Annotated in this window: 29 protein-coding genes, 1 tRNA gene and 1 pseudogene; 15 read left to right on the plus strand and 16 right to left on the minus strand. The window is 43.5% G+C overall.

Going from position 1 to position 26,767, the window contains the following annotated elements; all coding sequences use genetic code 11:
- Positions 1–66: 66 nt before the first annotated feature.
- The gene (locus ACR3I3_RS11080; protein WP_440952311.1) at positions 67–1,743 is read right to left on the minus strand and encodes an ATP-binding protein; all 1,677 of its coding nucleotides are present in this window, start codon (positions 1,741–1,743) and stop codon (positions 67–69) included.
- A gap of 384 nt (positions 1,744–2,127) precedes the next feature.
- Here ACR3I3_RS11080 and ACR3I3_RS11085 point away from each other — a divergent pair, with 384 nt between their 5' ends.
- From ACR3I3_RS11085 to ACR3I3_RS11100, 4 genes are all read left to right on the plus strand, one after another.
- Positions 2,128–2,850 (plus strand): FKBP-type peptidyl-prolyl cis-trans isomerase, encoded by a 723-nt coding sequence (locus ACR3I3_RS11085; protein ID WP_440952312.1) that lies wholly within the window; start codon positions 2,128–2,130, stop codon positions 2,848–2,850.
- Between the two features lie 91 nt (positions 2,851–2,941).
- Positions 2,942–3,027, plus strand: a tRNA-Ser gene (locus ACR3I3_RS11090).
- Positions 3,028–3,266: 239 nt separating this feature from the next.
- Positions 3,267–3,623, plus strand: coding sequence for a hypothetical protein (locus ACR3I3_RS11095; RefSeq protein WP_440952313.1), 357 nt, complete (start codon positions 3,267–3,269; stop codon positions 3,621–3,623).
- A 506-nt stretch (positions 3,624–4,129) separates the two neighbouring features.
- Positions 4,130–4,369, plus strand: a complete 240-nt coding sequence (locus ACR3I3_RS11100; protein ID WP_440952314.1) for a hypothetical protein — start codon at positions 4,130–4,132, stop codon at positions 4,367–4,369.
- Positions 4,370–4,577: 208 nt separating this feature from the next.
- On the opposite strand, the gene ACR3I3_RS11105 is transcribed toward ACR3I3_RS11100, so the two are convergent.
- On the minus strand, positions 4,578–5,366 hold the full coding sequence (locus ACR3I3_RS11105; protein WP_440952315.1) for a hypothetical protein: 789 nt from the start codon (positions 5,364–5,366) through the stop codon (positions 4,578–4,580).
- Between the two features lie 139 nt (positions 5,367–5,505).
- Between ACR3I3_RS11105 and ACR3I3_RS11110 the strand changes: the two genes are divergently transcribed.
- Positions 5,506–5,697 carry a hypothetical protein gene (locus tag ACR3I3_RS11110; protein WP_440952316.1) on the plus strand — a complete coding sequence of 64 codons (192 nt, stop codon included), beginning with the start codon at positions 5,506–5,508 and terminating at the stop codon, positions 5,695–5,697.
- A 29-nt stretch (positions 5,698–5,726) separates the two neighbouring features.
- On the opposite strand, the gene ACR3I3_RS11115 is transcribed toward ACR3I3_RS11110, so the two are convergent.
- Entirely contained in the window at positions 5,727–6,347 is a 621-nt protein-coding gene (locus ACR3I3_RS11115) for a molybdopterin-dependent oxidoreductase (protein ID WP_440952317.1), read from the minus strand.
- A gap of 200 nt (positions 6,348–6,547) precedes the next feature.
- Between ACR3I3_RS11115 and ACR3I3_RS11120 the strand changes: the two genes are divergently transcribed.
- Entirely contained in the window at positions 6,548–7,231 is a 684-nt protein-coding gene (locus ACR3I3_RS11120) for a class I SAM-dependent methyltransferase (RefSeq protein ID WP_440952318.1), read from the plus strand.
- Positions 7,232–7,278: 47 nt separating this feature from the next.
- Complete coding sequence (locus tag ACR3I3_RS11125) at positions 7,279–7,596, plus strand: hypothetical protein (protein ID WP_440952319.1); 318 nt, start codon at positions 7,279–7,281, stop codon at positions 7,594–7,596.
- 655 nt (positions 7,597–8,251) lie between these two features.
- On the opposite strand, the pseudogene ACR3I3_RS11130 reads toward ACR3I3_RS11125, so the two are convergent.
- From ACR3I3_RS11130 to ACR3I3_RS11155, 6 genes and pseudogenes are all read right to left on the minus strand, one after another.
- Positions 8,252–9,259: pseudogene (locus ACR3I3_RS11130) on the minus strand (DEAD/DEAH box helicase); the annotation flags it as partial.
- Between the two features lie 165 nt (positions 9,260–9,424).
- Positions 9,425–9,616 carry a TRAM domain-containing protein gene (locus tag ACR3I3_RS11135; protein ID WP_440952320.1) on the minus strand — a complete coding sequence of 64 codons (192 nt, stop codon included), beginning with the start codon at positions 9,614–9,616 and terminating at the stop codon, positions 9,425–9,427.
- Positions 9,617–9,879: 263 nt separating this feature from the next.
- On the minus strand, positions 9,880–10,578 hold the full coding sequence (locus ACR3I3_RS11140; protein WP_440952321.1) for an ABC transporter ATP-binding protein: 699 nt from the start codon (positions 10,576–10,578) through the stop codon (positions 9,880–9,882).
- A gap of 1 nt (position 10,579) precedes the next feature.
- Positions 10,580–11,791 carry an ABC transporter permease gene (locus ACR3I3_RS11145; protein WP_440952322.1) on the minus strand — a complete coding sequence of 404 codons (1,212 nt, stop codon included), beginning with the start codon at positions 11,789–11,791 and terminating at the stop codon, positions 10,580–10,582.
- 12 nt (positions 11,792–11,803) lie between these two features.
- Positions 11,804–13,081: a COG1361 S-layer family protein gene (locus tag ACR3I3_RS11150; protein WP_440952323.1), complete on the minus strand. Its 1,278-nt coding sequence runs from the start codon at positions 13,079–13,081 to the stop codon at positions 11,804–11,806.
- A complete protein-coding gene (locus ACR3I3_RS11155) occupies positions 13,078–13,569 on the minus strand; it encodes a GbsR/MarR family transcriptional regulator (protein WP_440952324.1) in 492 nt (163 codons plus the stop codon). Before ACR3I3_RS11155 ends, ACR3I3_RS11150 begins: the two co-directional genes overlap by 4 nt.
- A 129-nt stretch (positions 13,570–13,698) precedes the next feature.
- Between ACR3I3_RS11155 and ACR3I3_RS11160 the strand changes: the two genes are divergently transcribed.
- Entirely contained in the window at positions 13,699–14,793 is a 1,095-nt protein-coding gene (locus ACR3I3_RS11160) for a DUF7544 domain-containing protein (protein ID WP_440952325.1), read from the plus strand.
- A gap of 457 nt (positions 14,794–15,250) precedes the next feature.
- Positions 15,251–16,345, plus strand: coding sequence for a NosD domain-containing protein (locus ACR3I3_RS11165; RefSeq protein WP_440952326.1), 1,095 nt, complete (start codon positions 15,251–15,253; stop codon positions 16,343–16,345).
- Between the two features lie 93 nt (positions 16,346–16,438).
- Here ACR3I3_RS11165 and ACR3I3_RS11170 read toward each other — a convergent pair whose 3' ends face one another.
- Positions 16,439–16,633, minus strand: a complete 195-nt coding sequence (locus tag ACR3I3_RS11170) for a hypothetical protein (protein WP_440952327.1) — start codon at positions 16,631–16,633, stop codon at positions 16,439–16,441.
- Between the two features lie 91 nt (positions 16,634–16,724).
- On the opposite strand from ACR3I3_RS11170, the gene mch reads away from it, so the two are divergent.
- Both mch and ACR3I3_RS11180 read left to right on the plus strand, forming a co-directional pair.
- Complete coding sequence (gene mch, locus ACR3I3_RS11175) at positions 16,725–17,687, plus strand: methenyltetrahydromethanopterin cyclohydrolase (RefSeq protein WP_440953797.1); 963 nt, start codon at positions 16,725–16,727, stop codon at positions 17,685–17,687.
- Positions 17,688–17,748: 61 nt separating this feature from the next.
- Positions 17,749–18,222, plus strand: a complete 474-nt coding sequence (locus ACR3I3_RS11180; RefSeq protein ID WP_440952328.1) for a DUF2124 family protein — start codon at positions 17,749–17,751, stop codon at positions 18,220–18,222.
- Positions 18,223–18,346: 124 nt separating this feature from the next.
- Here the strand turns inward: ACR3I3_RS11180 and ACR3I3_RS11185 are convergent, their stop codons facing one another.
- Complete coding sequence (locus ACR3I3_RS11185; RefSeq protein WP_440952329.1) at positions 18,347–19,360, minus strand: class I SAM-dependent methyltransferase; 1,014 nt, start codon at positions 19,358–19,360, stop codon at positions 18,347–18,349.
- Between the two features lie 156 nt (positions 19,361–19,516).
- Between ACR3I3_RS11185 and ACR3I3_RS11190 the strand changes: the two genes are divergently transcribed.
- Positions 19,517–20,251 carry a V4R domain-containing protein gene (locus ACR3I3_RS11190; RefSeq protein ID WP_440952330.1) on the plus strand — a complete coding sequence of 245 codons (735 nt, stop codon included), beginning with the start codon at positions 19,517–19,519 and terminating at the stop codon, positions 20,249–20,251.
- Position 20,252: 1 nt separating this feature from the next.
- Here the strand turns inward: ACR3I3_RS11190 and ACR3I3_RS11195 are convergent, their stop codons facing one another.
- The 4 genes from ACR3I3_RS11195 to ACR3I3_RS11210 form a co-directional block, all read right to left on the minus strand.
- Positions 20,253–20,942, minus strand: coding sequence for a DUF2110 family protein (locus ACR3I3_RS11195; RefSeq protein ID WP_440952331.1), 690 nt, complete (start codon positions 20,940–20,942; stop codon positions 20,253–20,255).
- Between the two features lie 24 nt (positions 20,943–20,966).
- Entirely contained in the window at positions 20,967–21,545 is a 579-nt protein-coding gene (locus ACR3I3_RS11200; protein WP_440952332.1) for a MarR family transcriptional regulator, read from the minus strand.
- Between the two features lie 134 nt (positions 21,546–21,679).
- On the minus strand, positions 21,680–22,840 hold the full coding sequence (locus ACR3I3_RS11205; RefSeq protein ID WP_440953798.1) for a tRNA (guanine(10)-N(2))-dimethyltransferase: 1,161 nt from the start codon (positions 22,838–22,840) through the stop codon (positions 21,680–21,682).
- 29 nt (positions 22,841–22,869) lie between these two features.
- Positions 22,870–23,265, minus strand: coding sequence for a hypothetical protein (locus ACR3I3_RS11210; protein ID WP_440952333.1), 396 nt, complete (start codon positions 23,263–23,265; stop codon positions 22,870–22,872).
- Between the two features lie 183 nt (positions 23,266–23,448).
- Here ACR3I3_RS11210 and ACR3I3_RS11215 point away from each other — a divergent pair, with 183 nt between their 5' ends.
- From ACR3I3_RS11215 to ACR3I3_RS11225, 3 genes are read left to right on the plus strand one after another with little or no spacing between them, the layout of a single operon-like run.
- Positions 23,449–24,027 (plus strand): helix-turn-helix domain-containing protein, encoded by a 579-nt coding sequence (locus tag ACR3I3_RS11215; RefSeq protein ID WP_440952334.1) that lies wholly within the window; start codon positions 23,449–23,451, stop codon positions 24,025–24,027.
- A gap of 10 nt (positions 24,028–24,037) precedes the next feature.
- A complete protein-coding gene (locus ACR3I3_RS11220) occupies positions 24,038–24,439 on the plus strand; it encodes an acyl-CoA thioesterase (RefSeq protein WP_440952335.1) in 402 nt (133 codons plus the stop codon).
- 35 nt (positions 24,440–24,474) lie between these two features.
- On the plus strand, positions 24,475–26,118 hold the full coding sequence (locus ACR3I3_RS11225; protein ID WP_440952336.1) for an AMP-binding protein: 1,644 nt from the start codon (positions 24,475–24,477) through the stop codon (positions 26,116–26,118).
- Between the two features lie 113 nt (positions 26,119–26,231).
- On the opposite strand, the gene ACR3I3_RS11230 is transcribed toward ACR3I3_RS11225, so the two are convergent.
- On the minus strand, positions 26,232–26,624 hold the full coding sequence (locus ACR3I3_RS11230; RefSeq protein WP_440952337.1) for a thioredoxin family protein: 393 nt from the start codon (positions 26,622–26,624) through the stop codon (positions 26,232–26,234).
- Between the last annotated feature and the right edge of the window lie 143 nt (positions 26,625–26,767).

Below are 26,767 nucleotides of genomic sequence, written 5' to 3' on the forward strand. Positions count from 1 at the left end.
AGAAGAAGAAGAAAATGGGAAAAAGGGAAAATAACCGCAAGGATCCTAAAAATAGAGGATAGGGAGTCACTTTGGCAATGTTATATGCACAGTGGTCCCAAACCCTTCCAGGCTCTTCAGCCAGATCTTACCATTATGGACATCAATGATCCTTTTGGAAACATGCAGGCCCAGACCGGTCCCCCCATACAGTCTTGTAAGGGAGCCGTCTACCTGGTAAAAACTGTTAAAGACCTTATCAACTTCATCTTTGGGGATCCCGATACCATTATCCTTCACACGAATATGGATGTTATCCGGTTCATCCTGAACGGATACCGTCACCTCACCTTCGGACATGAACTTGACCGCATTATCAAGGATATTGTCCAATGCAGTTGTGAGGCGTTCTTCATCACCACATATGTTCGGAATGTTCTCAGCAATATCCTCATTGAATACAATATTGTTCGCACCTGCCCGGGCTCTTGCAATTTCGATGGAATTGAGCACAAATCTCCTGACAGAAACTGTTGTGAAATTGTATCTGTACCTGCCTTCCTTTTCCATGCTCATGTAGAGAAGGGAATCTATGAGATTCCTGAGCTTTTCGGCGTTCCTTACAACAGCATCATTAGCCCTCTTTTGCTCGGTTGTCAATGGGCCGAACTTCCCTTCACCCAGAAGTTCACTGAAACCTTTGATCGATATCATAGGCGTCTTCAGTTCATGGCTCAGGTTTGCAAAGAATTCGTTCTTCATCCTATCAATGGAACGAAGATCCTCATAAGCACCCTGTGTCTTCTCGAACAACTGGGCATTTTCAATGGCAATACCTATGTGTTTACCCACATGTTCAAGGACCTTTATGTTCTTCTCGTTGAGTGAATCCTTATCTGAGGTCAGCAGGAGAACAAAACCAACCACCTTATCATGAGAATAAAGATAGAATGTAAGATTGTTCCTTGCTACAAAACGTGACCCTTTTCTGACAACCTCTTCCGAGATAATGGCATGCTTGGGCAGATCTGCAACATTCTTGAACATATCCTCCTCTTTTGCATAAGAGATCCTGGATGTCAGTTCCTCCTCAGGTCCTATGTGCGCCCTGAGATTTGCCTCCCTTTTATCGTGATCGATGATATACACTCCACCTGCTTCGATTTCAAGAAGATCCCCTATCTCCATCAGGATCTCAGACAGCAGGTCATCTATATCAAGCGACTCGGAGGCAAGCGTGACCGCCGAATAAAGTACAGAAATATCACGTTCATTGTCCGCAATTTGTTTTTCAGCAAGCTTGCGGTTTGTTATATCAAAAATAATTCCATAAAAATGACTTATGCTTTGGTCGGTGTTCCTCTCTATAAGAGTACTCTCATACACCCACCGGACGTCCTCAGACTCTGTCAGAAGGCGGTATTCACAATTGAACTGATCATTTCCTTCTTCAACAGATCTGCTGAGAATATCAAGGACATCACCCCTGTCATCCGGGTGCAGAATATTGTGATAAAGCAAAGCACCCGATACAAAATCCTCTTTGGTGTATCCGAACCTCTCAACGTTCTCTGTGACGAACTCTACAGGGCGACCATCTTCCGCAGACCAGAAAAAGATCACTGCGGGGCTCCTGTTAATGATCGATTCCAGCAGAGCTTTGGTCTCTGCTGAGCTTCTTATATCTTCAAGTGATTGTTGAAGGATCGACTCCAGATCGACCTTTCCACAAATACCCATAGACACATCTTGTTCTTCATTCATACGACCTCATCCCGTTGGCCAGATTGTAGACTGTACTTAATCAATTGTTATAAACATATATAAATATGTATATGTTTGGATTTGTATAATAATAAATGTGCACAATGTGAAAAAATTAAATTATCTTCTTGAAATATGATGCAGTTGTCGAAGCGATGCGATCTTGTGCTCATATTAACTAGAAAAGAAAACAAACATAAGAAAACAGAATATCTGGTGAATAATAGTACAAACTAAAAAGGAAAGCTGATTCATGGATAACATCAACCAGAATTGTCCCAAAAACTTATTAACGGCAAAAGAGTATAGCCAGAAGAAATTCCTTAGATGAATCAAACACTTTGATATAACTAAAAATTTACAAACTTGATCGAGTTGATTATAGTGGCAGTAGAAAAAGGCGACGTTATTAAACTATCATACACCGGAAAGTTCGATGAAGACCAGATCTTCGACACAACAAATGAAGAACTCGCAAAGGAGAACGAGATCTACAACCCACGCGGCATGTACGGCGGCGATGTAGTTATCGTTGGTGCAGGACACACAATTGCAGGTCTTGACGAAGATATTGCCGGCAAGGACGTAGGATACAGCGGTACAGTTGTCATCCCAGCAGAGAAAGGATTTGGTGCACACGACCCAAAACTTGTTGAGAACATCTCAATCACAAAATTCAGGGACCAGAAGGCATACCCAGGCATGAACATTGAGATTGACAACAGGAGAGGAACAGTCACAAAGGTTATCGGCCGCAGGGTACGTGTTGACTTCAACCACCCACTCGCAGGCAAGGAAGTTACCTATGAGTACACCATCGAGGAAAAGCTCGAGGATGTAACCGAAAAGGTACAGGGTCTTCTTGCACTTTACACCGGAATTCCAGACCTTGAAGTAGAGATCAACGACAACAAAGCGGCTATCAAAGTTCCTGCAATGCTTTCATTCAACCAGCGCTGGCTTATGGCAAAGGGAAGGGTTGCAAGCGAACTTGTCGAATACGTCGGTCTTGACGAAGTAAGTTACGTTGAAACATATCCACTCCCAACCCCGGCACCTGTTGCAGAACCAGAAGCTGAGGAAGAAGTTGCTGAAAGTGAAGAGTAAACCTCTTCACATTTCTTTCAAAAAAGGCCTATAACACTGTTTTGGAGCAAAAGCCTTATACCTGAAAACACTATTTAGGAACCATTCATTTGCTGAGGTAGCCAAGTGGACTACGGCGCCGGTCTTGAAAACCGGTAGTGCTAACGCGCTGCGGGAGTTCGAATCTCCCCCTCAGCGTCCATATCTTTTTTGTGATCTTTTTTGAGTTCGAGCTTACTTGCTTTGCTAAAAGAACTTTTTCCAAATCATCTTAACAAAAACAGAGAGTCAATATTGATTTCTTGTAGAAGCTTTAAGTTCGAAATAATATAAAGTAAATAGAATAACTCAAAATAGTATATAATTATTCAGATACTCAAATAAATATATATTCTCATAAACCTACATTCCCCCAGACAAAAAGGGGATTTAAACCTATGAGAGAACAGAAGTTGGAAATTGTGAACTTTGGAATTGACACTGAAAAATTTGAAAAAGCTGTTGAAGCTTACCAGAAGTTCCTGAATGATAAAGGTGTTTACTGTCATGATGGAAAGTATTCCCCCGAAGGGAAACTTTTTGTGGAGCAGGTCACGGAATACATCGAATACTGCCATTTAGGCGGAGATACTCCCGTACCTTATAATAATGAGGTCACTTATGGGTCCACATTCTTCATGACATCTTACAATGACAAAATATTCTTCTTTGAAAATCTCGAAAGTGCAAAGACCTTTTGGAATGTTTTGGATGCGGTTGATGGTTATTTCCCTTCGGTCTTGATGGCAGTTTAATTCGATGCAGACTGAACATCAACCACTTTGAAATAGCCACAATAAGCGTTGTGGCTTGCTCTAAAGTGAAGATCGAAACGGAAACATATCGGCCTGAAAAACCTGTTTTTGGACACTACACCACCCAACATTAGATTACATCTCAGTATCAACTGTAGATCGTTTGTTCTTTATTTAGGCTGTAAATGTCCTATCTGTGAAAAATAATTATTATACTTTTGGATCAATTCGACCGTGACCTTTTGAACTATTGCAGCCACAGATGAAAAGCTGTCCATAAGTCACTAAAAGCTGGAATGCATCTCCACCTAAGATTTCCATCCAAATAATTAAAAAATCATATAATAGCCCCATAATTTATTTATATTAAAGGAATGTGTACTGCTCGTTGATCCATATCAATCCCCTCAAGAAGAAAAGCACAAAATAGAAAGGTTTCGTGTTTTGTTGTATTGTAACAAACTCAGGATAATGTGGAAACAAATTGGATTATGGGAAGGAGCGAAATGTTGGATTGGATACGTGACGTACTGGCCATCTCGACTAAGAGCGAGATCGACAAGACCATTGAAGAATTATCAAGGCAGCTAAAAGCCATCGAGAATAATCCGAAAGCAGCAAAGGAACTTTTTGGCGATCCCGATTTCATCAGATCTTACTTAGAAAATGGGATACATATATCTCAGACGATCAGAGATATTGAAGACATTGAAAACAGAAAAAACAGATGCATCCAGTATTTGTAAGACACGGAACTTTTGTATTTCAGAACAAAAAGTCCCCAAAATATGCTCCAATAGAAAACCCAATGGCCATAGCTAAAGCAGTTTTCCATCTTATTTCACGGAAAAAGAAATAATTGACAGGAAGACCGAAAAAGAAAGTTATCGCCCCCCAGATAAATGGATGTAAAGATGATGACGACATTATATTATCCCATCATATTTTCAGAGATCAGATCGTCTCCATAAGTTCATCCAGAGTCAGTGTTTCACCGAAAGATATAGCTTTCCCATCATTGGTAAGTGTGAACTTACCCAGTGAAACACCAGTTACCACAAAGTGCTCAGGACCATTGGACATGGTATTTGGCCATGTGTCATTCTTTAGATAAAGGAACACTTTTTCCCCCGGATCAAAGGAAGGCTCATCCTCTACATCAATTGCAATAACATCTTTTTCACCACCAAGCGTTCTGACTATGACCTCTGTTTCAGATAAAGGATTCTTGAGATACTCATCTACAGTAATCACTACATCAGTGTAGATATCATACCATTCCAGCTCATATATATCATCAGTAGGTATTTGCCCGTCCCTGGTGTTCCATTCGCTTGGTAGTACCTCTTTCACTGTACCGATAATAATAACATCCGACATACTACTCATCTCTTCAGGAGATACATATTCCAGACAACCACTGACAGTAAGCGTAACTTTATCGCTGTTAGCATTAGTCTGATCGGGAACTGGTTCTGTTGTGGATTCGTTCATTGGTTCATCATTTTGCTTGTCACTTGTGTTGCCACTGGAACTAAGAACATCTTCATCCGGAACTCCTGTTGATATTGTTTTAATGCTTTCAGCAGATACATCATCAGACACGTCTGTAAAAGGTTCAATTCCTGTTTCGACCTCATTCTGTTTTGAGATCTCGAGTCCTGCAGATGCCAGGATCATCACACATATCAGCAGTAATGCAAAAATTATCAGGTATCTTTCCTGAGTTCTGATCTTTTCCATTTCAATTATCCCTACATAAAACCATGAAACAATAGAAAATATTGTCTATTTGCATATATTAATTTTGTTTAGTTTGAAAATAGAGTGCAGAAAACATTAAAAAACAAAAGGATAAAAATAGAATTGTGAGATGTCATTTATGAAAAACAGGAATATATTCTGGATCTTTGGGATTCTCCAGAGCATTACGTTGGGAACAATAATCTTCCTGATGTTCAGGTCACTGAACATGATAAGTGAAGTAGAAGTGATCGGAGCAGATTCCCAAATCCTGTTAAGCACAATTTTCCCGCTGTTTCTGCTGATAGTGGAATATACGATCTACTCTTAAATCTAAAAAGAAAAGATGCGGTTGGGAATTCAGCCAAACCTTGGTCCGCCAACATCGGCATTGTTGTTATAGCCCCTGCTTTCCCAGTAACCTTCATAAAGCTCATCTGTGACCTCGATTCCGGTCACCCACTTAGCCCATTTGTAACCATACTTGCCCTCCGCAACAAGCTGGAATGGATAACCGTGATCCTTTGGGAGTGTCACATCATTCAATCTGTACCCAAGGATTATGTTGTTCTCAACAAGATAGTCCAGTTCAAGAGCTGTGGAATACCCGTCTGCACTATGGAATATCACAGTTGTGGCACCGTCCTGAACCCCTGCCTCATCAAGAAGTGTCTTTACAGGAATACCTGTCCATTTTGCAACATAGCTCCAGCCTTCGACGCAATCAAGCATCACCACTTTTGAAACGTCCGGGTATGAAGTGACCTGTTCATAGGTAAGATACTGCGGATCGTCCACCATTCCATCAATTGTCAGAAAATATGTATTGGTGTTAATTTGAGGAGTACCTTTAATGGAGTTGTCCCTCTGCTCACTGATCGGAGTCAGCTTCACCCCTTCGTATTCAAGGGCTTCCACTTCGCCATTATAGGTGCCGTCGCCCGCATCACCATTTTCTGAAGAAATGCAGCCAGAAGTCATTATTAGCAGAGATATAAGAAAGATAGGAACTACACTAATTTGGCACTTCATGAATTAACCCTCCCTTAAGAAAGTTGGTTATTATGAATAAAATATCTTTTGTGAGAGATTATGAGAGGAATATTTTTGTGAATCCGATGATAATTTGGAAGAAGAAATTAAATATACCATACGAGCAGAACTTGTATGGGGAATAAAGGGTGTCAGAAACAAAAGAAGTGCTCAGTCGATATAACCGCTATTCTCATGTCTATGACCTTTTTGAAGGGATAATGGAAAATCTCGCCTTTAAGGCATGGAGACCGGAAGTCTTCTCAAAAGTAGAAGGCAGATGCCTGGAAGTAGGTTTTGGTACAGGAAAGAACTTCAAATACTACCCAAAGAACAGGGACGTACGCATGGTTGCTATCGACCTATCCCCCGGAATGGCAGCAAAGTCTGCAAAGAGAGCAACTGGCGTTGATGTTGACCTTATATTGATGGATGCCCAGCATCTTGCTTTCAAGGACAACGTTTTCGATACAGTTGTGATGACATTTGTCATGTGCTCGATACCTGATCCGGTAAAAGGTATTGAGGAATGTGTCAGGGTGTGCAAACCTGAGGGGAAGATCATTAATCTGGAGCATGTCCGCGCCGGGAATCGCCTGATAGCTTTTGTGCAGGACCTTATGAATCCGATAACAAATGGAATCTTCGGTTTCAATATAAACAGGGATACCCGTGACAATATAGAAAAAGGAGCCGCAAGAGTCATAGAGGACAGGCATATGACCATTACGGACATATTCAGATTGTTCGTCAGCAGGCCGATAAATGCTTCCGGCACGATTGAGCAGAAGATAATACAACAAAATGAGAACGATAAGAATATAAATGATTAATCGTTATAGATGGTCACTTAACAGAAAACCAGAGAGGTGAAAATCAAATGGACGACGATTACGATGAACTAGATGACATGATAATGCAGAGACCTTCAGAAGGAGAAAGGGTAAAGAAGGAACACGAAATGCTCGACAAGGCTGCATCCCATCCGATAAGGAGAAAGATGGTAAAGACCATCGGAGCTTTCGGCAAGCCCGAAGAACAGCTCAAGGCCGAACTTGAGGTCGATGATGATGCTTTCAAGTACCACATGGACTTCCTGAAGAATGCCAATATCGTAGTGATCAAAGAAGATATTTACAGACTCACAGATGCCGGTATTGACCTCCTTGCAGCTACCGAACACCACAGGGAAGTCTGAAGAACAAATTTATTGAAGGAGGAGGATGTGGCATCCCCCCTTTTTTCATTATGCTTTTTTATTTCTGATGCTGCAATGAGCTTGGCTCATGCACATTGATGGCTTCATGATGCCTGAAAAGGCTGTTCAATTAACGACGGATTCTTGACTTGCCTGAGCTTCTATCGGAATTTCTAGAAGGGTTCTTGTTTGTCTGGCCACTACCTTTACCTTTACTGGTACTTTCTGGTCGGCCACTGCCTTTACCTTTACTGGTACTTTCTGGTCGGCCACTGCCTTTACCTTTGCTGGTACTTTCTGGTCGGTCACCCTTACTTTTAGCAGACTTTTGTTCCCCGATTTTGCCATTAGCATTCCCGGTCCTGCCTTTGCCTTCTCCTTTTCTGCCCCTGCCCCTTCCTTTGTTCTCAGAACCAGCCTTTCGGCCTCTCTGCTGCTTAGGAGCCGGCCTTGCTTCATCACCTGTAGCATTCCGGGCCTTCTCTGAGTGATAATCATGTTCAGCGACCTCGATCTCCATATTTATGAGATCCTCGATATCCCGGAGGAAATCACGCTCATCAGCCGCACAGAAAGAATAAGCTGTACCATCAGCTCCCGCCCTTGCTGTACGCCCGATCCTGTGCACGTAGCTTTCAGGGATGTTCGGCAGATCGTAGTTGATCACATGTGAGATATCCTCGATATCAATTCCCCTGGCAGCGATATCTGTTGCCACCAGCACACGCAGTTCCCCGGACCTGAAGTTCTGAAGTGTTTTTGTACGGTGGGTCTGGGACTTATTGCCATGTATCGCCCCAGCAGCGATGTTGTTCTTATTAAGCATCTCTGCGACCTTGTTAGCACGGTGCTTTGTGCGTGTGAATATGAGGACACACTCCAGATGTTTGCCCCTTAATAAATGCAAAAGCAGTTCGTTCTTCTCTTCGTGGTCCACGAAAAAGATGAACTGATCTATGCGTTCAACCGTTGTTGCCTGAGGAGTGACCTCAACATGTGCAGGATCACGGAGCAATCTTCTGGCAAGTTTGGCGATATCCGGGGACATTGTAGCTGAAAAGAACAGCGACTGACGTTTTTGGGGCAGCATGTCAACAACTTTGTACACATCATTGACAAAACCCATGTCAAGCATCCTGTCTGCTTCATCTAGTACAAAATACTCCACGTTCGAGAGATTGACGTGTCCCTGCTCCATAAGGTCCAGTAGCCTACCCGGAGTTGCAACAAGAGAATCCACACCCTTTGAGAGGGCTCTTACCTGCGGCTCCTGCCCAACACCGCCAAATACCACGGTGTGCTTGAAACGGGTATACTTCCCGTACGTTGCAAAGCTATCTCCGATCTGCGCTGCAAGCTCCCTTGTGGGTGCGAGTACGAGCACCTTCGGGAATCTCGGACGTGGTGCTTTGTAGGATGCAGACATATTTTGAAGGATCGGTAAAATGAAAGCAGCCGTCTTGCCGGTGCCTGTCTGGGCAATACCTATCATATCCCTGCCGTTAAGCAGGTGTGGTATGGACAGATCCTGTACAGGAGTAGGTTCTACGTAACCTTCCTCGGACAATGCCCGCTGAAGCGGGTATATTAGATTAAGATCATCAAATGACATGTTATACCTTGAATTGAAGTGCAAAACTTGTTGGAAATTGATCAGACCCATCTTAACCTATAAGGATAATCCTGATGGTTTAGGGATCAGAATATACGATCCGTTTCACACAATGAAAGTCTATAAATTTAAAGGAATATATGATCGGGAAAATGAAAATAAGTATGGAAAACCGGAAATTGGTTTTCCAACAACGTTTTTAATAAAATTGATAGATTAAACCAATTCACCAAATGCAAACTTTCTCATGACCTTGGTGACTTTGATAGTAACTTCATCGCCAACTTTTGCAGCTGGGACAAAGATCACGAAACCGCTTACTCTTGCGATTCCATCGCCTTCTCTTGCGATATCTTCAATTGTCACTTCGTATGTTTTACCAGCTTCCACCGGTGCAGTTGATTCCATGTTGTTGAACAAATATTTCACTTCCTATAAGTGCTTAAAAAAGATAATAACCAAAGTGGTAAACATACGAGAAAACAGTAAATACAATTAAGGAAATACCATCTAAACTTATAATTTATCAAAATAGTTCTAGCCTCTAAAAGCATTCTTAACAGACAAGGATGTTATATAAAGCTATTCGTACAGGATACACACTTTATGCAGCTTCCATTAAGTTAACACATCAAAAACTTAACCAAGGAATGAAAAGAAGGTTTCAGGACTTATTTCCAGGCAGCCCCATCTTCTGTCAGCTCGTCACTGATAACCTTACCGTCTTCAAGAGTGATCACCCTGTCAACATACTCAACATGCCAGGGTTCATGCGTTACCATTACGATCGTCTGGCCATAGTTGTCATTCAGGTCCTTGAACACCTCAAGAACCTGTTTAGAGTTCCTTGTGTCCAGGTTTGCGCAAGGCTCGTCAGCAAACATGATGTCGGGTTTCTTTGCTATGGCCCTTGCAATGGCTACCCTTTGCTTCTCTCCACCTGAGAGCTCATCAGGAATTCTGTCGTGTTTATCTTTCAGGCCAACCTTTTCCAGTGCTTCAAGAGCAGTTTCATAAGATTCCTTTTTTGATTTGCCTTCCATCATAGAAAGGACGTAAACGTTCTCTGCAGCTGTCATCTCATTGATGAGCGCATAATCCTGAAATACATAACCGACCTGCGTCAGCCTGTAATAACTTCTTTCGGCTTCAGGCAGACTGGAAACCTGCAATCCTCTGATGGTATATTCACCGTCCGTTGCATCATCCAGTAATGCCAGGATCCTCAGGATTGTTGTCTTGCCACTACCGGATGCTCCCATTATCGCTACGAACTGCCCTTTCTTTATTTCGAAAGAAACACCATTAAGAGCCTTTACAGTGGTCTCACCGGACCCATAAAACCTTTTGAGGTCTTTCACGACGATCATTTTATCTTCCCCATATGGCTTTGAGTATGCTCTCTTTTGAGACACTCCATGCAGGAAGTGTGCCGGCTATCACAGATAGTATTAGCATGGAAAGTATGCTCCGGATCACCAGTATAGGATCTATCACAGGTCTTATTTCCATGGTCTCATAGAATGACACAGGATTTGCCTGGAAGTAAAGCATAAGTGAGAGGTATAGGACCAATCCCGCCAGTATCCCTAAAGAAACATAGAACATGCTAAGGAAAGCATAAGACAGTACTATCGATCTTGGAGTAATGCCTATTGCTTTTAGTATGCCGATCTCTTTTTTCCTGTTAAGTATGTTGATGTAGATTATGATCAGAATCAATGCTGCCCCTACGATCAAACCCACAAACTTTGACATTATGTCCAGAGCACCAAGACTTTGTAATGCTTGTCTTATGATGGTCTCGGATTTATCAGCCCATGTGAAGACCTGCTCATTCACTCCGGCGTCCCTTATTTTATACTTCACCTGATCTTCACTCCCCGGTTGATCAACCCTTACAACCACACTGGTAGCTTCTCCCCCTTCCAGACCATATACATCTTCGATCTCTTTGTAATGGACCAATGCATTAAGGTCAACAAGTTCAAATGTTCCTTCCATGATACCCTTGACCTTATAGGTCCTTTTCACACCGTTACTGTATGTTACTTCAACAAGTGATCCAACTCTGGCTTCACCCAGATCATCATATATATCTCCAAAGATTGTACTTGTGCCTGCGATTGCAGCACCAATGATGATCTCATCCCGGGAAAGCTCTCCCAGAAAATCTCCTTCAATAATACTATAGGGGTATTGTGAGATCTCATACTCCTCTGTGGGAACTAAACCCGTTATCGTCACCCCCACAACCTTTTGTTTATGCTCAATAGATGCTCCAACATCCAGTCTTTTTGTTGCAGCCCTTACTCCTTCCACAGCCCGCGCCTTCTGCAAAACGCTGTCTGCATCATTAATGTATGTATTATCGCCCGATGGTTCAATTACAATGTCCCCGTAAGGATAGTCCTGCATTATACCAGTAAATAGAACCATCATTCCCCCTATCATTGATGGAAGGAAAACTAAGTTCATAAAAATGAGCGAGAGGACAAAAACGATGAACATTAGCGTTTTTTTGTTCCCTCTTCTTATGCTGCTTGCTGCAATGAGAGCTCCCACCCTGATATCGTCGATCATACCGGAGACACCTTATTTTTCTTCATTTTCGACTTCTTCGTCTTCATTTGATGCTTCTTCTTTGTTCTTAGCAGAGCTATTGCTACCTTCCATTAGCTGCTTGATGATCTCATCCTTTGACCTTTTCATCCTGTAATTATAGTAGACAAGTCCTCCGATAACTGCCAGGACAAGCAGGACAAGAACAACTGATCCTGCACCGCTGTTGCTTTCCAATACAATGATATTGATCTTCGTTTCAATCTGCTCCTCACCGAAATCGTCAATGTAGGTAATGGTAACAGGGATCTCATACTCTCCGGCTTCATCAGCTATGAAGGTCAGGACAGCAGGACCATCCTCATTAGGGTCAAGGGTTCCGATAAAGGATTCCTTTACGCCTTTGAACGGATGGTCAGCATATACCCTGATCGAACTTATTGTACGGTCACCGGAGTTCTCGATCCTCATGGTCAGCTCTACTGTATCATCAACATAGGGAATGACAGGATCGACCTTCACAGATGCAAGGTTCAGGCTTCCCTTTTTGTCAAGCACGGTTATAGCAATGTCGTATTCATCGCTTTGCTTTCCGAAATCGTCTTCGTACTCGATAATAACAGGAATTTTGAATTCACCGGCACGGTCTGCTTTGAATTTGAACAATGCGGTCTGGCTGCCATTCAGGCCAAGGGTTCCGATCGTGGAGTTCCTGATTCCTTTAAATTCATGGTCCACGCTAACAGATACGGATTTTGCAATTGCTTCCCCAAAGTTCTCGATCCCGAGTGTAAGGTCAACAGTATCCCCTTCATAGATATATTCAGGACTTGTCGTGATCGTAGAGATCCTTGGCTCTGCATCCTCACCTGTCACCCTGACATCGACCTCATAATACTTCGTGGTCTCAAGCTCTTTATTTGCATACGTCAGTTTCATCTTGATGATATGAGGGCCAGGATTGGCATCGGGAGTTGTCCGCATGTGGTATACCAGATGCCTTTCGCTTGAAGGGTATGAGAATTCAGCGATTCTCGTTAAAAGGTCCTCGGTGACGATGATATCCGGAGGTATGCTGATGATCTCAAAGGTAATGTCCTCAGGAGCAACAGTACCACAGCTCTCTAGATCTATGGCAAGAGTGAACTCTTCATCAATTCCTACCGAACTGGGACTTAATTCTTTTATCTCTGCATTTACACAAATTATCCCGCCAGTAAAAGAATCGCCTGCTGATGCTGCTGTTGCCCCGGTGATAACAACTGCAAGAACGAACAGGAACAAACATAAAGGTCTTAAATTCGGATTCATCTCTTATTCACCTCAGCCCTGATATTTTCTATGTATTCGATCAATTTCCTGAAGATAAGTTCCAGTGCAACCATCTGCTGGTAATAGTCCTCAATGATGTTGAGCATCTCTTCGGAGTCTTCAGCTTCACTGTTCCTGCACCTTTCAATTATTGCAGGAAGGTCCTGAAGCGCAGGAACAACCATGTGTTCATTCTTGGACCTTATCGCATTGATGCTCAGTGTCAGCATATCCCGCTGGACCGAGAAATACAACTTCTTGGAACCGGACCTCTTTGTCTTTTCCACCAATTTTATTCCGGTAAGCAATTTCATTGCTGCACTGACTGCTGAAAAACTATATCCGGTCATTTTGGAAAGGTCATCCAGGGTCAGAGGGTCCGGTGAAGAATAAAGCACTGAAAGTAATTTAGAGGAAAGCTCATCAAGCCCGTATGACTTCATGCTCTGGTATACGAGGCCCTGAAATTCTTTCTTTGCAGTTTCCATTTCAACACCCGATTTACATAATTTCCAGTAATTAGTAGATATTATAAATGTTAGATATATACGTTGCGACAATAATAATTTGTACTCCACATAATAAACTATTTATGCTTTCTGACGATATTTAGACATATGGATTGGTATGTAGTCGACTCTGTGGATAAAGCAATATCCAGAACAAAGAAATGCCTGTTTGAGCCATTTGATCTCTGGAAATGGGTGAAACTTGCGATCATTGTTATGCTTATCGGAGGCAGCGGAGGGAATTTCAATGGTGGTGGAAACAGTTATACACCTGATACTTACAGGATCCCCGACTCCGGTCCGGCTGATGGCTTCTCCGATATGTTCGGAGGATTTGCCGACCAGATACCCACAACCGCACCTGACCTGGGACTTATAATAGGAATAGTGGTCCTGATCATTGCGCTTGTCCTGTTCTTCTCCTACGTTTCAAGCGTGATGGAATTCGTGTTCGTTGACTCCCTTGTAAGCAACGAAGTGAAGTTCTGGGAATACTCCCGCAAATACCTCAGAAAAGGCCTGGGGCTTTTCACATTAAGACTTTTGATAGGTATCATTCTCCTCGCCATCATCGCTATCATGGCACTCCCCATAATACTCCCATTGCTGGCTTCCAGGGGTGCAAACTTTGAAGAGACCATAGGGATGATCATTGTTTCCACAATATTCCTATTGATCGGCATGATCCTGCTGGCAGCGATAGTCGGAGGCATCATCAGTTCATTTATCAACCTCGCCATCCCTGTTGCCATCTACACAGAGACCGGCATCTTCCGTGCATTTGCCAACGTCTTCGCACAATTCAGGAAAGACTGGAAGCAGATCATAGCCTACTGGTTCGGCAGGATCCTCCTTGCCATAGGAATCGCAATTGTAGTAGGACTCCTCATGTTGCTGGCAATGGCCATAGCAGGCCTTATCTTCCTCATGATAGATGCCATCATCTACTTTACAATCTCAGCACTCGTGGCATCCAACATCGCCGTATGGATGGTCCTCGCCCCAATAATCCTGATCGAGCTGATAATTTTCATATTCCTGCTCGCATTCATCGCCCTGCCTGCAAGGGTCTTCATGAAATATCACATGATCACGTTCCTGCAGCAGTGGTATCCTGAAGTGAAGGTTCCTGTGTTCGATGTGGGGGAAATTGATGAGGTAGAGGAGATTGGAGAGGAAGAAGAAGAAGAAAGGGAACTTTGAAGGATTGATCAATGAAAGGAGGATTCAATCCCATCCTTCCTTTTTTATTATGAATATTTTGTAGTTTTAAATGCAAAGTTTCCACTTTGTATTTTGAGTTTAGTGGTTCGAATTTAATACCCCGCATATCAAATGGGGGATATAGGTAACACGAAAAAACGGAACTCTTAAAACTTTCAAATAATAGATTTCTAGTAAAGTCTAGAATATTTGTTAGCAATGTTACATCCCATAAAAAATATTAATATATTTACATAACATATACTATTTTTTGACAATGTATTTATAAGATCGAGAACATCTTTTAGGTAGAGATTTACGCTCGTCTGTGGGGGGGTGACAGGGCAGCGCAGCCTTTTTTGAACTTGGAAATTCCGGGCATGTCCTGCCTTATTGGTAATGATCTCTACAGATGTAGAGGAATCTTAAGATTGTAATCAATAGGGTGGTGGAAATAATGAAAATTAAACAAAGCATACTGATAATTCTTGGAATAGCTTTGCTGTTAATGACCGTGGGAACTGCTGCAGCAACTACTTACACAGTGAATAACAGCACCGGTCCAATAGCAGATTTCACCTCGATACAGGCGGCTATAGATGATGTAAATACACTGAATGGGGATACGATTCTTGTGTATCCAGGAACATATACTGAGAACGTGAACGTGTATGCTAAACAACTAAATATCACATCAACAGATGGCGCGGACAATACGACTGTTCAATCATCAACTGGGTATGTAGTTTTAGTAAACGTTGCTACAAATGCCACCATCAGCGGTTTCACTATAACAGGTGGAGATTATGGCATTTTTCTGGGAAAGGTTAGTAACACCAACGTGACCAACAATAAGGTGGTGGGCTCGAATTATGTAGGTATCGGACTGTCTCGATCTTATGGAAATCGTTTGATAGGTAACATAGTTGAGGACACTCAATACGGCATTGTGCTGAGCGAGTCTAATTCCAACACCCTGATAAATAACAAGTTGGAGTACAATTATAATGGTATCTATTTTGAAGTTACAAACCTAGGAAATCTCATTTACAACAACTACTTCAACAATACGTTTAATGTGGGTGGTACTACCTCGGATAATATCTGGAACTCAACAGAAGAGGTGACCTATGTATACGAAGGTAACAGTTACACGAATTATACAGGTAACTATTACTTCGACTATGCAAACGACATGAGCAACGACATCGATGGTGATGGTATTGGTGACACAGCCTATTATGTGGACAACTATCCACTGATGTTCTGGCCGGTTATCCCAGTACCTCCTATAGTAGACCCTTCAGATGCCCTTGATGAGCTTAAAGATGAGATATCTGCTCTGGATGAAAAGAATCTCATTAAAAAGCTTGATGGCGTAATCAGTATGCTTGATAAGGACGAATATGAGAAAGCCATTGCTAAGCTTGAAGATTTCATTGATACCGTTGAAAAATTGAAGGATCAAGGAAAGCTATCGGAGGAACAGGCTGAAGACCTGATCAAAGAGGCAGAGACCATTATTAAACTAATAGAGAATTCTGAAGGGTGATCTAACCCTTCTTTGATCTTTTTTTTGATGAACTGTCCTGAAGCAAATAGGTTAATTGTATTTTAATAGTAGAATTTAAGTCAATATGCTCCTTTAACAGCACTCCCCCCAACTCTCTAATCTCTCTTTCACATGAGCATTCAAACTAAATGGCTTATCAGCTTTAGCGTTCTGCTTCATGTAATGTAACGTACCCTTAGAGAACCCCATTTTCTTCCATTCGGTGTAAGACATGTCAATGATCTTCTTCCTCAGCAGATCAGAATCATCCCTGTCACCCACCACCAAAAATCACTCCCCTACCAACTTCCAAAACACCGATAAATTCATATTCTAACCTACCCAATCATTGACACCAAACCATTATAGAGTGATTAATGTGATAAGTGTCAACGAAAAGGGCTTAGCTATTATTGATGAGATGTTAGACTGGGAAGATGAGATCAAGGTCGAATCAAAGGAACTTGAGAACGGCGCTACCATCATTGACTGTGGTGTCAATGTTGAGGGTGGCTATGATGCAGGTATGTACCTCTCACGTCTCTGCCTTGCAGACCTTGCAGAGATCTCATACACCAAGTTCGATCTCGATGGCCTGCCAGTGCCTGCTATCCAGGTAGCTACAGACCACCCAACCATCGCATGTATGGCATCCCAGTATGCTGGATGGAGGATCTCTGTCGGTGACTACTTCGGTATGGGCTCCGGTCCTGCAAGAGGTCTCGGTCTTAAGCCAAAAGAGCTCTACGAGGAGATCAACTACAAGGACGATGCAGATGCAGCAGTTCTCGTAATGGAATCCGACAAGCTCCCAACCGAAGAGGTCGTTGAGTACATCGCAAAGCACTGCAGCGTCGATCCAAAGGACGTTTACATCGCAGTAGCACCAACCTCATCCATCGCAGGTTCAGTACAGATCTCCGCAAGGATCGTTGAGACAGGTATCCACAAGCTCGAGTCCATCGGCTTTGATATCAACACCATCCAGAGCGGTTTCGGTGTAGCACCTATCGCACCTATCGTCGGAGACGACACAAAGTGCATGGGTTCAACCAACGACTGTATCATCTACTGTGGTGAGACCTACTACACCGTTAACTACGGAGACGCAGAGAAGCTCGAAGAGTTCGTAAAGAAGGCACCATCCACAACATCAAGGGACTTCGGTAAGCCATTCTACACAACCTTCAAGGAAGCAGGCTTCGACTTCTTCAAGGTCGACGCCGGTATGTTCGCTCCTGCAAAGATCACAATCAACGATGTCGCAACCAAGAAGTCATTCACCAGCGGTCGCATCAACCCTGGAATCCTTCTCGAATCCTTCGGCATCAAGAACGTATAAGTTCATTAATTCAATATACAGCCCATCCGGCTGTATAACTTCTTTTTTTACCGGAGTTACCATGGAAGTAATTAGCAATGCCAACGGCATCGGTGGACTTCTGACATCTTTCAGAGGACTTGTAAAGGATTCAAAGAAGGTCATGTTCATCGGAACCACCGGTTTCTGTACACCATTTGCAGAACTCATGTCATACGTCCTGAGGGACACACCAATCGAGGTCGGCTTTATCCCTGATATCAGGCACCACGAAGCAAAGGCCATCGTGTCCACATCAAACGGCATGCAGATCGGCGATGATATCGACTATCACGCAGATACTGTCGTCCTTCTCGGCGGACTCGCAATGCCAAAGGTGAACATCGACGTAAACGAGATAAAAAAGAACCTGGACGACATCCTTGAAGGTGCTGACAGCACAACTGTGATAGGAGTATGTTTCCAGTCAATGTTCGACACCCAGTGCTGGATCGGACCTATCGACTTCGATTATATCATCGATTCCGACCTTGCAGTAAGCACTATCAAGGTGTGAACTAGAGGCACACCTTATTCTTTTTTATATTAAATTGCGATCGCCAATGTTCAACACATTGGCATTTTCATGAAAATATAGTTGTGTGGACATTGCATGGACGTTGGGACATGCACGAACAGCATCACTTGATGTAAGCATCCACCACAACATGCCAGACGCCTGGTGAATACTTCTTGATACGGTGGCATCCGCGTATCTCTGCATCTCTTCCAAGAGCAGAAGCAGCCTCTTTTATTCTCCTGATCGGACGCTCGAACACGAGAGCCTCAGGAGTGGTCTCATGATAATGCAGCATTCCGCCTTCCTTTCGGATGGCACCGATCCCTTTGTCAAGGTAATGATGGGTCGTTCCAACGTAACCCATGATGACCCTGTCAGCAACTCCCTGCGGGGTGACTTCTCCGCAATCACCATTGATAGCCTCTACAATTCCCTCAAGGTTATTCAGGCGGATATTCTCAAGCAGGTAATTATAGGACACCGGATTCAGTTCGATAGAATAGACCTTTTTCGGTTTGCCATGTACTGCAAGAGGGATCGAGAAGTAGCCGATGCCTGCGAACATGTCCACCACGACCTCATCCCTGCCAAGCTTGCTCATGCGTTTTCTCTCGGCAAGGTTTCCTTTTGAGTACATGATCTTTGTAGCATCCAGTTTGAAAGAACAGCCGTGCTCCTTCTGGATGGTCTCGGTGTTTTCGCCTATGATGATCTCGCGTTCAGGTTCCCTGAAAGTACCCTTGATACCAAAGTCCTGCAGCACACACCTGCACCTTGGGTTGATCTCCAGAAGCTTCCCTGCAATATCTTCCCTGTAACTCTGCAGCTCTCCGGGGATACTCACTATCACGATGTCACCAAGCACCTGCCAGCCTGACGGAACGCGTTCGAGAAGTTCAGGAGGTATTATCCCTTCCAGATGCTCTTTCAGAGACAGAGCAGCACGATAGAACTCCGGCTCATCCTGCTCAATAATGTGAAAACCATCTATTTCGGCAGTCACCGGTATCTCGGCAAATTTGCCATCCGGATGTTCAACTATCCTTATCTTTCTGCTCCTGTCCAGAACATGTAGGGGAATAAGTTCTGCTTTTACCTTTTCAACATCCCTTACAGGAATTAATACTGCTTTCATAGACCTGCCTGAATCTGTCATGGATGGTAAATAGATTATCGGTCAGACAGGTAAAAAAGGCTGAAATTCCGGATTGGAAAAGTTGGGATAACAAAGAAAAATTCGATTATTCGGATACTACCGAACTTTTATATATCGAATAAGCAATTACTACGTATGAAAGGAGAAGGTCACACAGCGTTATTTTCAAACCGGGAAGGCATAATTGCCATCGAGGGCCCGGTAAAGCTCCAGATAATGGAGCTATTAAAAGAAAGTTCCAGATCTTTTGATGAGATCGTCAAATATACGGGAAAAGCAAAATCAACCATCTCTGTGCACCTGAGTGACCTTAAGCAACAAAACCTCCTCGAAGAACGTATCGACCCCAATGACCGGCGCAAGAAGACCTATGTTATGTGTTCCCAGTATGCTGCGTGTTCACAGAAACCCGTGGTCGAGCACTATCATGAAACACTGAACCGATTTGCGACCACTTTCGATACCGAAAGAGATATATTGACAACTTTTTTCCACGCAGTCCAGAGCGGCTTTGAGGCACAGGGGATAAACCACAGACCGATCATGGAAACTATCGGACAGGATATCGGCATAAGGATCGCCGAAAATTTCATCTCCGGCTATCTTGAGGAGCTTTTTGAAGAAGTAGCTGATTACTGGGACATTCACAGTCTTGGCAAACTTTCTGTTATATCCTATGACCCCCTGGAAATTCGTGTCGATGACTGCTTTGTTTGCAAAGGTGCACCTGATGTCGGTCAGAACCTCTGCTCTTTTAGTGAGGGACTGCTTCAGGGTATAATTTACCGGAAGCTCAACATGCAGTGCAACCTTGTAGAAGTAGAATGTCATGGCAATGGCAATGACCACTGCCTTTTCGTAATGCAATAACTCAGTGTGTGCCTCTTATCACACCAATGTCCGCCTTTACAAGAGGACCGATCTCCGCAACTATTCCGGGACCATCGGTATCCTCACGGCAGACTATCGCGTTTTCCAGGATACCAAGCCTTTCAATACCGTAAATATCCCTTCCATGACCCTTTTTCTTGATAGCTGCTTTAAGCTCGGAACGTGTCACAGAGTTCACAATAAGCCTGTCGGTTGTTGCTTTCTTCCAGCTCCAGAACAGATCGACCTGTTCTCTGGTAAAACTGCCTGAAATAATACCTTCCTGACCATCTATCCTCACGGAGACCGGCAGGTGTGGGATCAGGCCGAAGCGGGAAGCTATCTGTGAAACACTGCCAACCCCAAGTACATTAAGGGCCTCCGGCAGGAGCTTTACAGCAACACCAATATCAACAATTATACCATCATCGCCGATAGAAGAAATAAACCCCTTGTAGATACTTCCATTCTCCACGCTTGTTACAGGAGTGCCATACCTTTCTATAAGGAAATTGGCTGCGAACTCCTCATCCTCACCGGAGACATCCACCTGAAGCCAACCTTCAGGATTTACAGACAGAGCGAGACCTGCATCGAGGTCTTTCATCTCGTTCTCAAGCATAAATGCTGCGGAGTTCAAGGCACGCTCAAAGTTAGCATAGAGTTTGATATTCAGAATTGCTGTTTCCATGGCTATTCATTGAACAGGAAGCATTTAACCGTTTTTGTTCACAAGTGACAGGAAGACTTCCCTGGTTGCATTGAAAGCATCAATAACATCATCGTCCACAGGAATTTCCGAAGAATCGATCATTTCGCCGATCATCGCAAGTTCACGGCTGAAAGGTCCAAGTCTCCTCTTAGTGGTTGCTTCATCAGCATCAGAAGACACGAGTTCCCTGTAGATGGTCTCTACCTTTAGGCGAAGCTTTTTTATCTTCTCCATGATCTCAGCAGAAGCAGGGTCAAGCTCTGGTTCACTTACCTCATGGCGACCTTCAAGGTCGTATTCGTCCGGAAGTTCTCCACCAAGGGAGACGATCAGTTCCTTCAGGAGGGAAACAACATTATAACCTTTCTCAGTCAGTTCGACATACTTAATACGCCCTTCAACACTAAAAACTACAAGGCCATCTTCTTCCATTCTTGACAGTATCTTTGTCGTATGAGCGAATGTAGAATTGATCTCCTTAGTAATTACAGAGGCATATGTTCTTCCGTAGAACCAGATAGCAAGTAATGCAAGTGTTGGTTTCTCCTGCAAGAACAGATATTCCGGATTTTCTTTTCCCACTCTAATCTCCTCTGAATATATATTAATAACTGTATATTTTTCTACTAATTCATTGATTATCTAATTTGATATATATTACTTTCTATAGTACACTGATCGTTCGTAATAACATAAGTTAATGTAAGCCTGAAGGGTCACAGCGATCTCAGGACATCGTTTATAGTTTCAAGAACTGCGTCCGTCTTGAAAGACGTGCCACTGAAATGTGTCCTTGAAACACTGGCACCTGTGCCTCTGAGCGCTTCGATGAAAGTATCCATAGGTGGTGCCGAAACTCCGATCATCTTACACATCACGTGCTGGTCATAGAAGAAAGGAGTGTCAAGTTCATCCCTGCATGCTACAATTATCTTCTCTGCCTGATCCTTCTTACCAAGTTCCAGCGATCCCATCTCTGAGAGGACCTCATCACAGAACTTCCCCTCATGCAGCTTCCCCAGCCACAGGGGACCTGCTACCTGCATACTGCTTTCACAGGAAGGACATTTGTCATCGATGACAGCAGCAAGACCGTTGAAGAACCTTCTCTGACCGCATTTTTCGCAGTGGGTAAGGAACCCGAGTTCCCGGAGGGTACTATCAGCCTGTTTTGCACCTTTTTTGACCTGAAGATAACTGCGAACATAATGCCTTGTGGCGTGTGAGAGCAAAGGCATCATCCCCTTGTCATGCTTTGCAAGCTCCCTTGCAACCTTACCAAGAAGGATACGCACTCCCATCTCACTGTGGAACTCATTGTTCAATGGCACAGCTGCATATTTTCGCATCCCGGAGTTTAAATGTGCACCGCAAAGGGGTGCAGTGTCGGTAGCCGTGACCTCAAGAAGATGTACAACAGATCTTGTTGCAGCATCCAGGTAAGGTGCAGGACTTCCGAAAGGGTCAAGGTCCACAATATTGAAACGTCTCTCGTGCATCAGTACGTTCGCGTTCTTGCATGTGGCCTCTGTGGTCTCTGAAAGACCTGTAAGTTGAATGTTCTCAAGAATAAGCTCAAAGGCCTCATCACTCCAGTCGTTCAATGTTACTGAAACACCGACCTCGTTGGCGATACGAAGTCCCCTGATCCCCGATGCGGACATTGTATCAACATAGCTGATATCAGAGATGGCGATATCTTTTTGCGAGGAAAGTCTTCTTGCATAAGCTAAAGTTGCCGCGACGGAGATGTCGCGGTTCAGCTCCATGTGGGTATTATAGAATACCGGTGCTTCTGATGGCGGAAATGATACACCTTCAGGAGGCACCGGAACAAGGACCGTCGTAGTACCTTCGGTGACCTTTGTGCTCTTCATCTGCATACTGCACGCTGTACAGTCCGCCATCATTTAACGATAACGGTATGGTTCATACTGTTCCATGGAGGAACTGTGAAATTATAGGTTCCCGACTCGGTGAAGGTGTAATTGAAGCTCTTTCCATAAGGGATCCTCTGCTCTTCCCAGAGATCATCCTCACTGATAACCTTAAATATGAAATTGTTTTCCTTATCCGCATTTCTCCAATAGACAGTATCTCCCCTGTTGATCTCATGAGAATTTGGACTTGCATAATAACTTCTTAGGATTATAAAATAATCCCTAGGCTCGATGACCTCTCCGTTCTCATCAACAGGAACATCATCTTCTGAAATGTTCTCTTCAGGAACTTCAACAGGTGTTTCATTATCGACAGGAACTTCGTCCCCATTGTCCCCATTGTCCCCAATACATCCTGCCATCAATAAAGACGATAGCACCAAGATCAATACCAGTATTTTACTCTTCATGTGAATTCACAATGATATTTGGTTTGCAATATATTATAAAGGTTGCCTGCAAAGTTGACAGATACATATTTAAATTACAATTCTAATTAAAACCCCCATTTATTTGCGTTGATCTACGCGAAAGAGGTGAATGAATTGACAGAAAAAAACAGCGTTGGAGAGAAAATACGCCAGTTCCGTGAAACAAAGGAAATGTCCGTGGAAGAGCTGGCAAAAGAAAGTCAGAGCAGTGTGGAACTTATAGAGAAACTTGAAGCAGGTGAACTAATTCCATCATTGACACCTCTTTTGAAGATCGCACGTGCACTGGGAGTACGCCTGGGCACATTCCTTGATGATATGCCACAGACCGGACCTGTTGTCGTCAGGAACGGGGCTTCTGGAAATGTGGTTCGCTTTTCAGGTAAGTCCCGGGACCCTGAAGAGAGCGCACTTGAGTTCCACTCCCTTGCAGCAGACAAACAGGACAGGAACATGGAGCCATTCATAATCGATGTCCATCCTTTCAAGCATGAAGAGGAGCATGAGCTTTCATCCCATGAAGGAGAAGAGTTCATCTATGTTCTTGACGGAAGCATTGAAGTGACATATGGAAAAGAGAACTACGAACTGGCTGCAGGGGACAGTATATATTATGACTCCGTTGTGCCACACGATGTCCATGCAACAGGATCAGAAGCAAGGATACTTGCAGTAGTCTATACACCTTTCTAAGTGATGAGAAATGTTCGTTACAACTGTGACACCAAGATTTGGCGATATCGATGGCCTTGGCCACGTAAATAACACCGTCCTCCCTCAATGGTTCGAACTTGCAAGGAACCCTGTATTCAGGATGTTCCAACCTGATCTCGACCTATCCCATGAAAAATGGAACCTGATAATGGCAAGGATAGATTTCGACTTCCTTGGAGAGATGTTCTTCGACGGGGATGTTGAAATAAGGACCTATGTCCAGAGGATCGGGAACAGTTCCTTCACATTATTACATGAGGCCTGGCAGAAAGGAGAACTAAAGACAAAAGGAACTGCTGTAATAGTACATTATGATTTCATAAACAGGAAGTCAGTACCTTTACCGGATGATATCCGGGAGGCATTAAGTGAACACCTCGTTGCAGATTGATAAGAACGAACGAAAAATAAAAAGGACCTGATATCATGCTATTTACTGAATCAACCATTGGCGAGTTCTTTGAGGAACAGGTTAGAAAGGACCCTGAAAGGGACTTCATGGTCTATCCTGACCGGAACCTGCGATTTTCATACAGGGAATTCAACGAGAGGGTCGACAACCTTGCAAAAGGACTGATGTCCATAGGTATCACAAAAGGTGACCATGTCGGTATATGGGCACGCAATGTCCCTGACTGGCTGACCTTCCTTTTCGCAACTGCAAAGATCGGTGCGGTATTAGTAACAGTGAACACCGCATACAAAAGCCATGAACTTGCATATGTAATGAAACAGTCTGACATGAAGGCTCTCGCCATTGTCGACCACTTCAGGGATGTTGATTACGTCGAAACCGTCTACGATCTGGTCCCTGAACTTAAGACCTGCAAAAGAGGAAACCTCAAGAGCGAGGAATATCCTTACCTCGAAAGTGTCATTTATATAGGGCAGGAAAAGCACAGGGGAATGTACAACACTGCTGAACTTCTTCTTCTCGGAAAGCACACTGACAGGGATGAGCTTGACCGTATAAAGAAGACACTAAGCTGTGAGGATGTCATCAACATGCAGTACACTTCAGGAACCACTGGTTTCCCGAAAGGTGTCATGCTTACACACAGGAACATCCTCAACAATGGATACTACATTGGTGAAAGGCAGAAATTCACTAAGGAAGAAAGGCTTTGCATGCCGGTTCCACTTTTCCATTGTTTCGGTATAGTCCTTGCTGTTCTCGCAACTCTCACACATGGCGGAACCCTTGTGATGATCGAACTGTTCGATCCGCTTCTTGTACTTGCCGCTGTCCAGAAGGAAAAATGTACTGCACTTTACGGCGTCCCGACAATGTTCATCGCAGAGTTCTCACACCCAATGTTTGACATGTTCGACATGTCCTCACTGAGAACCGGCATTATGGCAGGTTCACCATGTCCAACAGAAGCCATGAAGAAGGTCATTGAGGACATGAACTGTAAGGAGATCACTATTGCATACGGCCTTACAGAAGCATCACCTGTGTTCACACAGACAAGCACCGATGATACCATTGAACGCCGTGTGAGCACCGTAGGTACTGCAATGGAGCATATTGAGGTAAAGATCGTAGACCCTGAGACCGGCGAGACCGTCGGACCGAACGTACAGGGTGAGATATGCTGCCGTGGCTACAACGTCATGAAAGGATACTACAAGATGCCGGAGATGACCGAAAAAGCCATTGACAAGGACGGATGGCTGCACAGCGGTGATCTTGCAGCAGTTGACGAGGATGGCTATTACCGTATCACAGGCAGGATAAAGGACATGATCATCCGCGGTGGAGAGAATATCTACCCAAGGGAGATCGAGGAGTTCCTCTACACCATTGATGGCATAAAGGACGCACAGGTTATTGGCATCCCTGATGAGAAATACGGAGAGATCGTAGGTGCATTCGTTATGCTTGAAGATGGTGCAAAGCTCACACCGGAAGATATCCGTGATTACAGCCTGACAAAGATTGCACGCTACAAGGTTCCTAAACATATTTTCATCGTTGAGGAATATCCAATGACAGCCAGCGGAAAAATTCAGAAGTTCAAACTACGTGACATGGCAGTGGAGCTTCTGGAGAACAAAGACAACTGATCCAAAAAAATACCAAAAGGGTCTTCATAGGCCCTTAATATTCTATTTTTATAACTGTATATAGTTACTATCAGTCTGATATCTATAATTCAAACTAATATTTACTTGAAATCTCATTCATACAATGAGATATCGTACTTCAGCTTCGTGATCTTAGCAGCACATTTAGCTCCGTCTTTAACGAGATTTTCAATATGGCCTTTAAGTACAGAAGGATGCGAAACACCGGCAAGACCCAGTGTTACTGTACCTCCGCAAAGGAAAACGAATGTAGGGGTTCCTTCAACTCCATACCTTTCGGAAGTCCAGGAATTCTGCTCTGCATCGATCCTGACAAACTTACAGGAACTTCCAAACTCTTCGGCATACTCCCTGAAATATGGTTCAATAGCTTTGCAATGCGGACATGTTGTAAGATAGAACATTGCCACTACCGGAAGTGGTTCCTTTTCGACCAACTTTTCCCAGTTGTCATCAGTTGCTTCATTGATAAGTTCGTCCTGCATAATATCCCCAAGTAATTAATGAAAGTGATGAAATAAATAATTCATGTTCAAAAAAAGATTTCTGGCTTATTCTTTCGAACCTGCCATGGTCAAAACTATTCTTTTACAGTCCAATCCTGTTCTATCAATTCCCATTATTTAGT

This window comes from Methanococcoides mangrovi (genome assembly GCF_052057775.1).
GTDB lineage: Archaea > Halobacteriota > Methanosarcinia > Methanosarcinales > Methanosarcinaceae > Methanococcoides.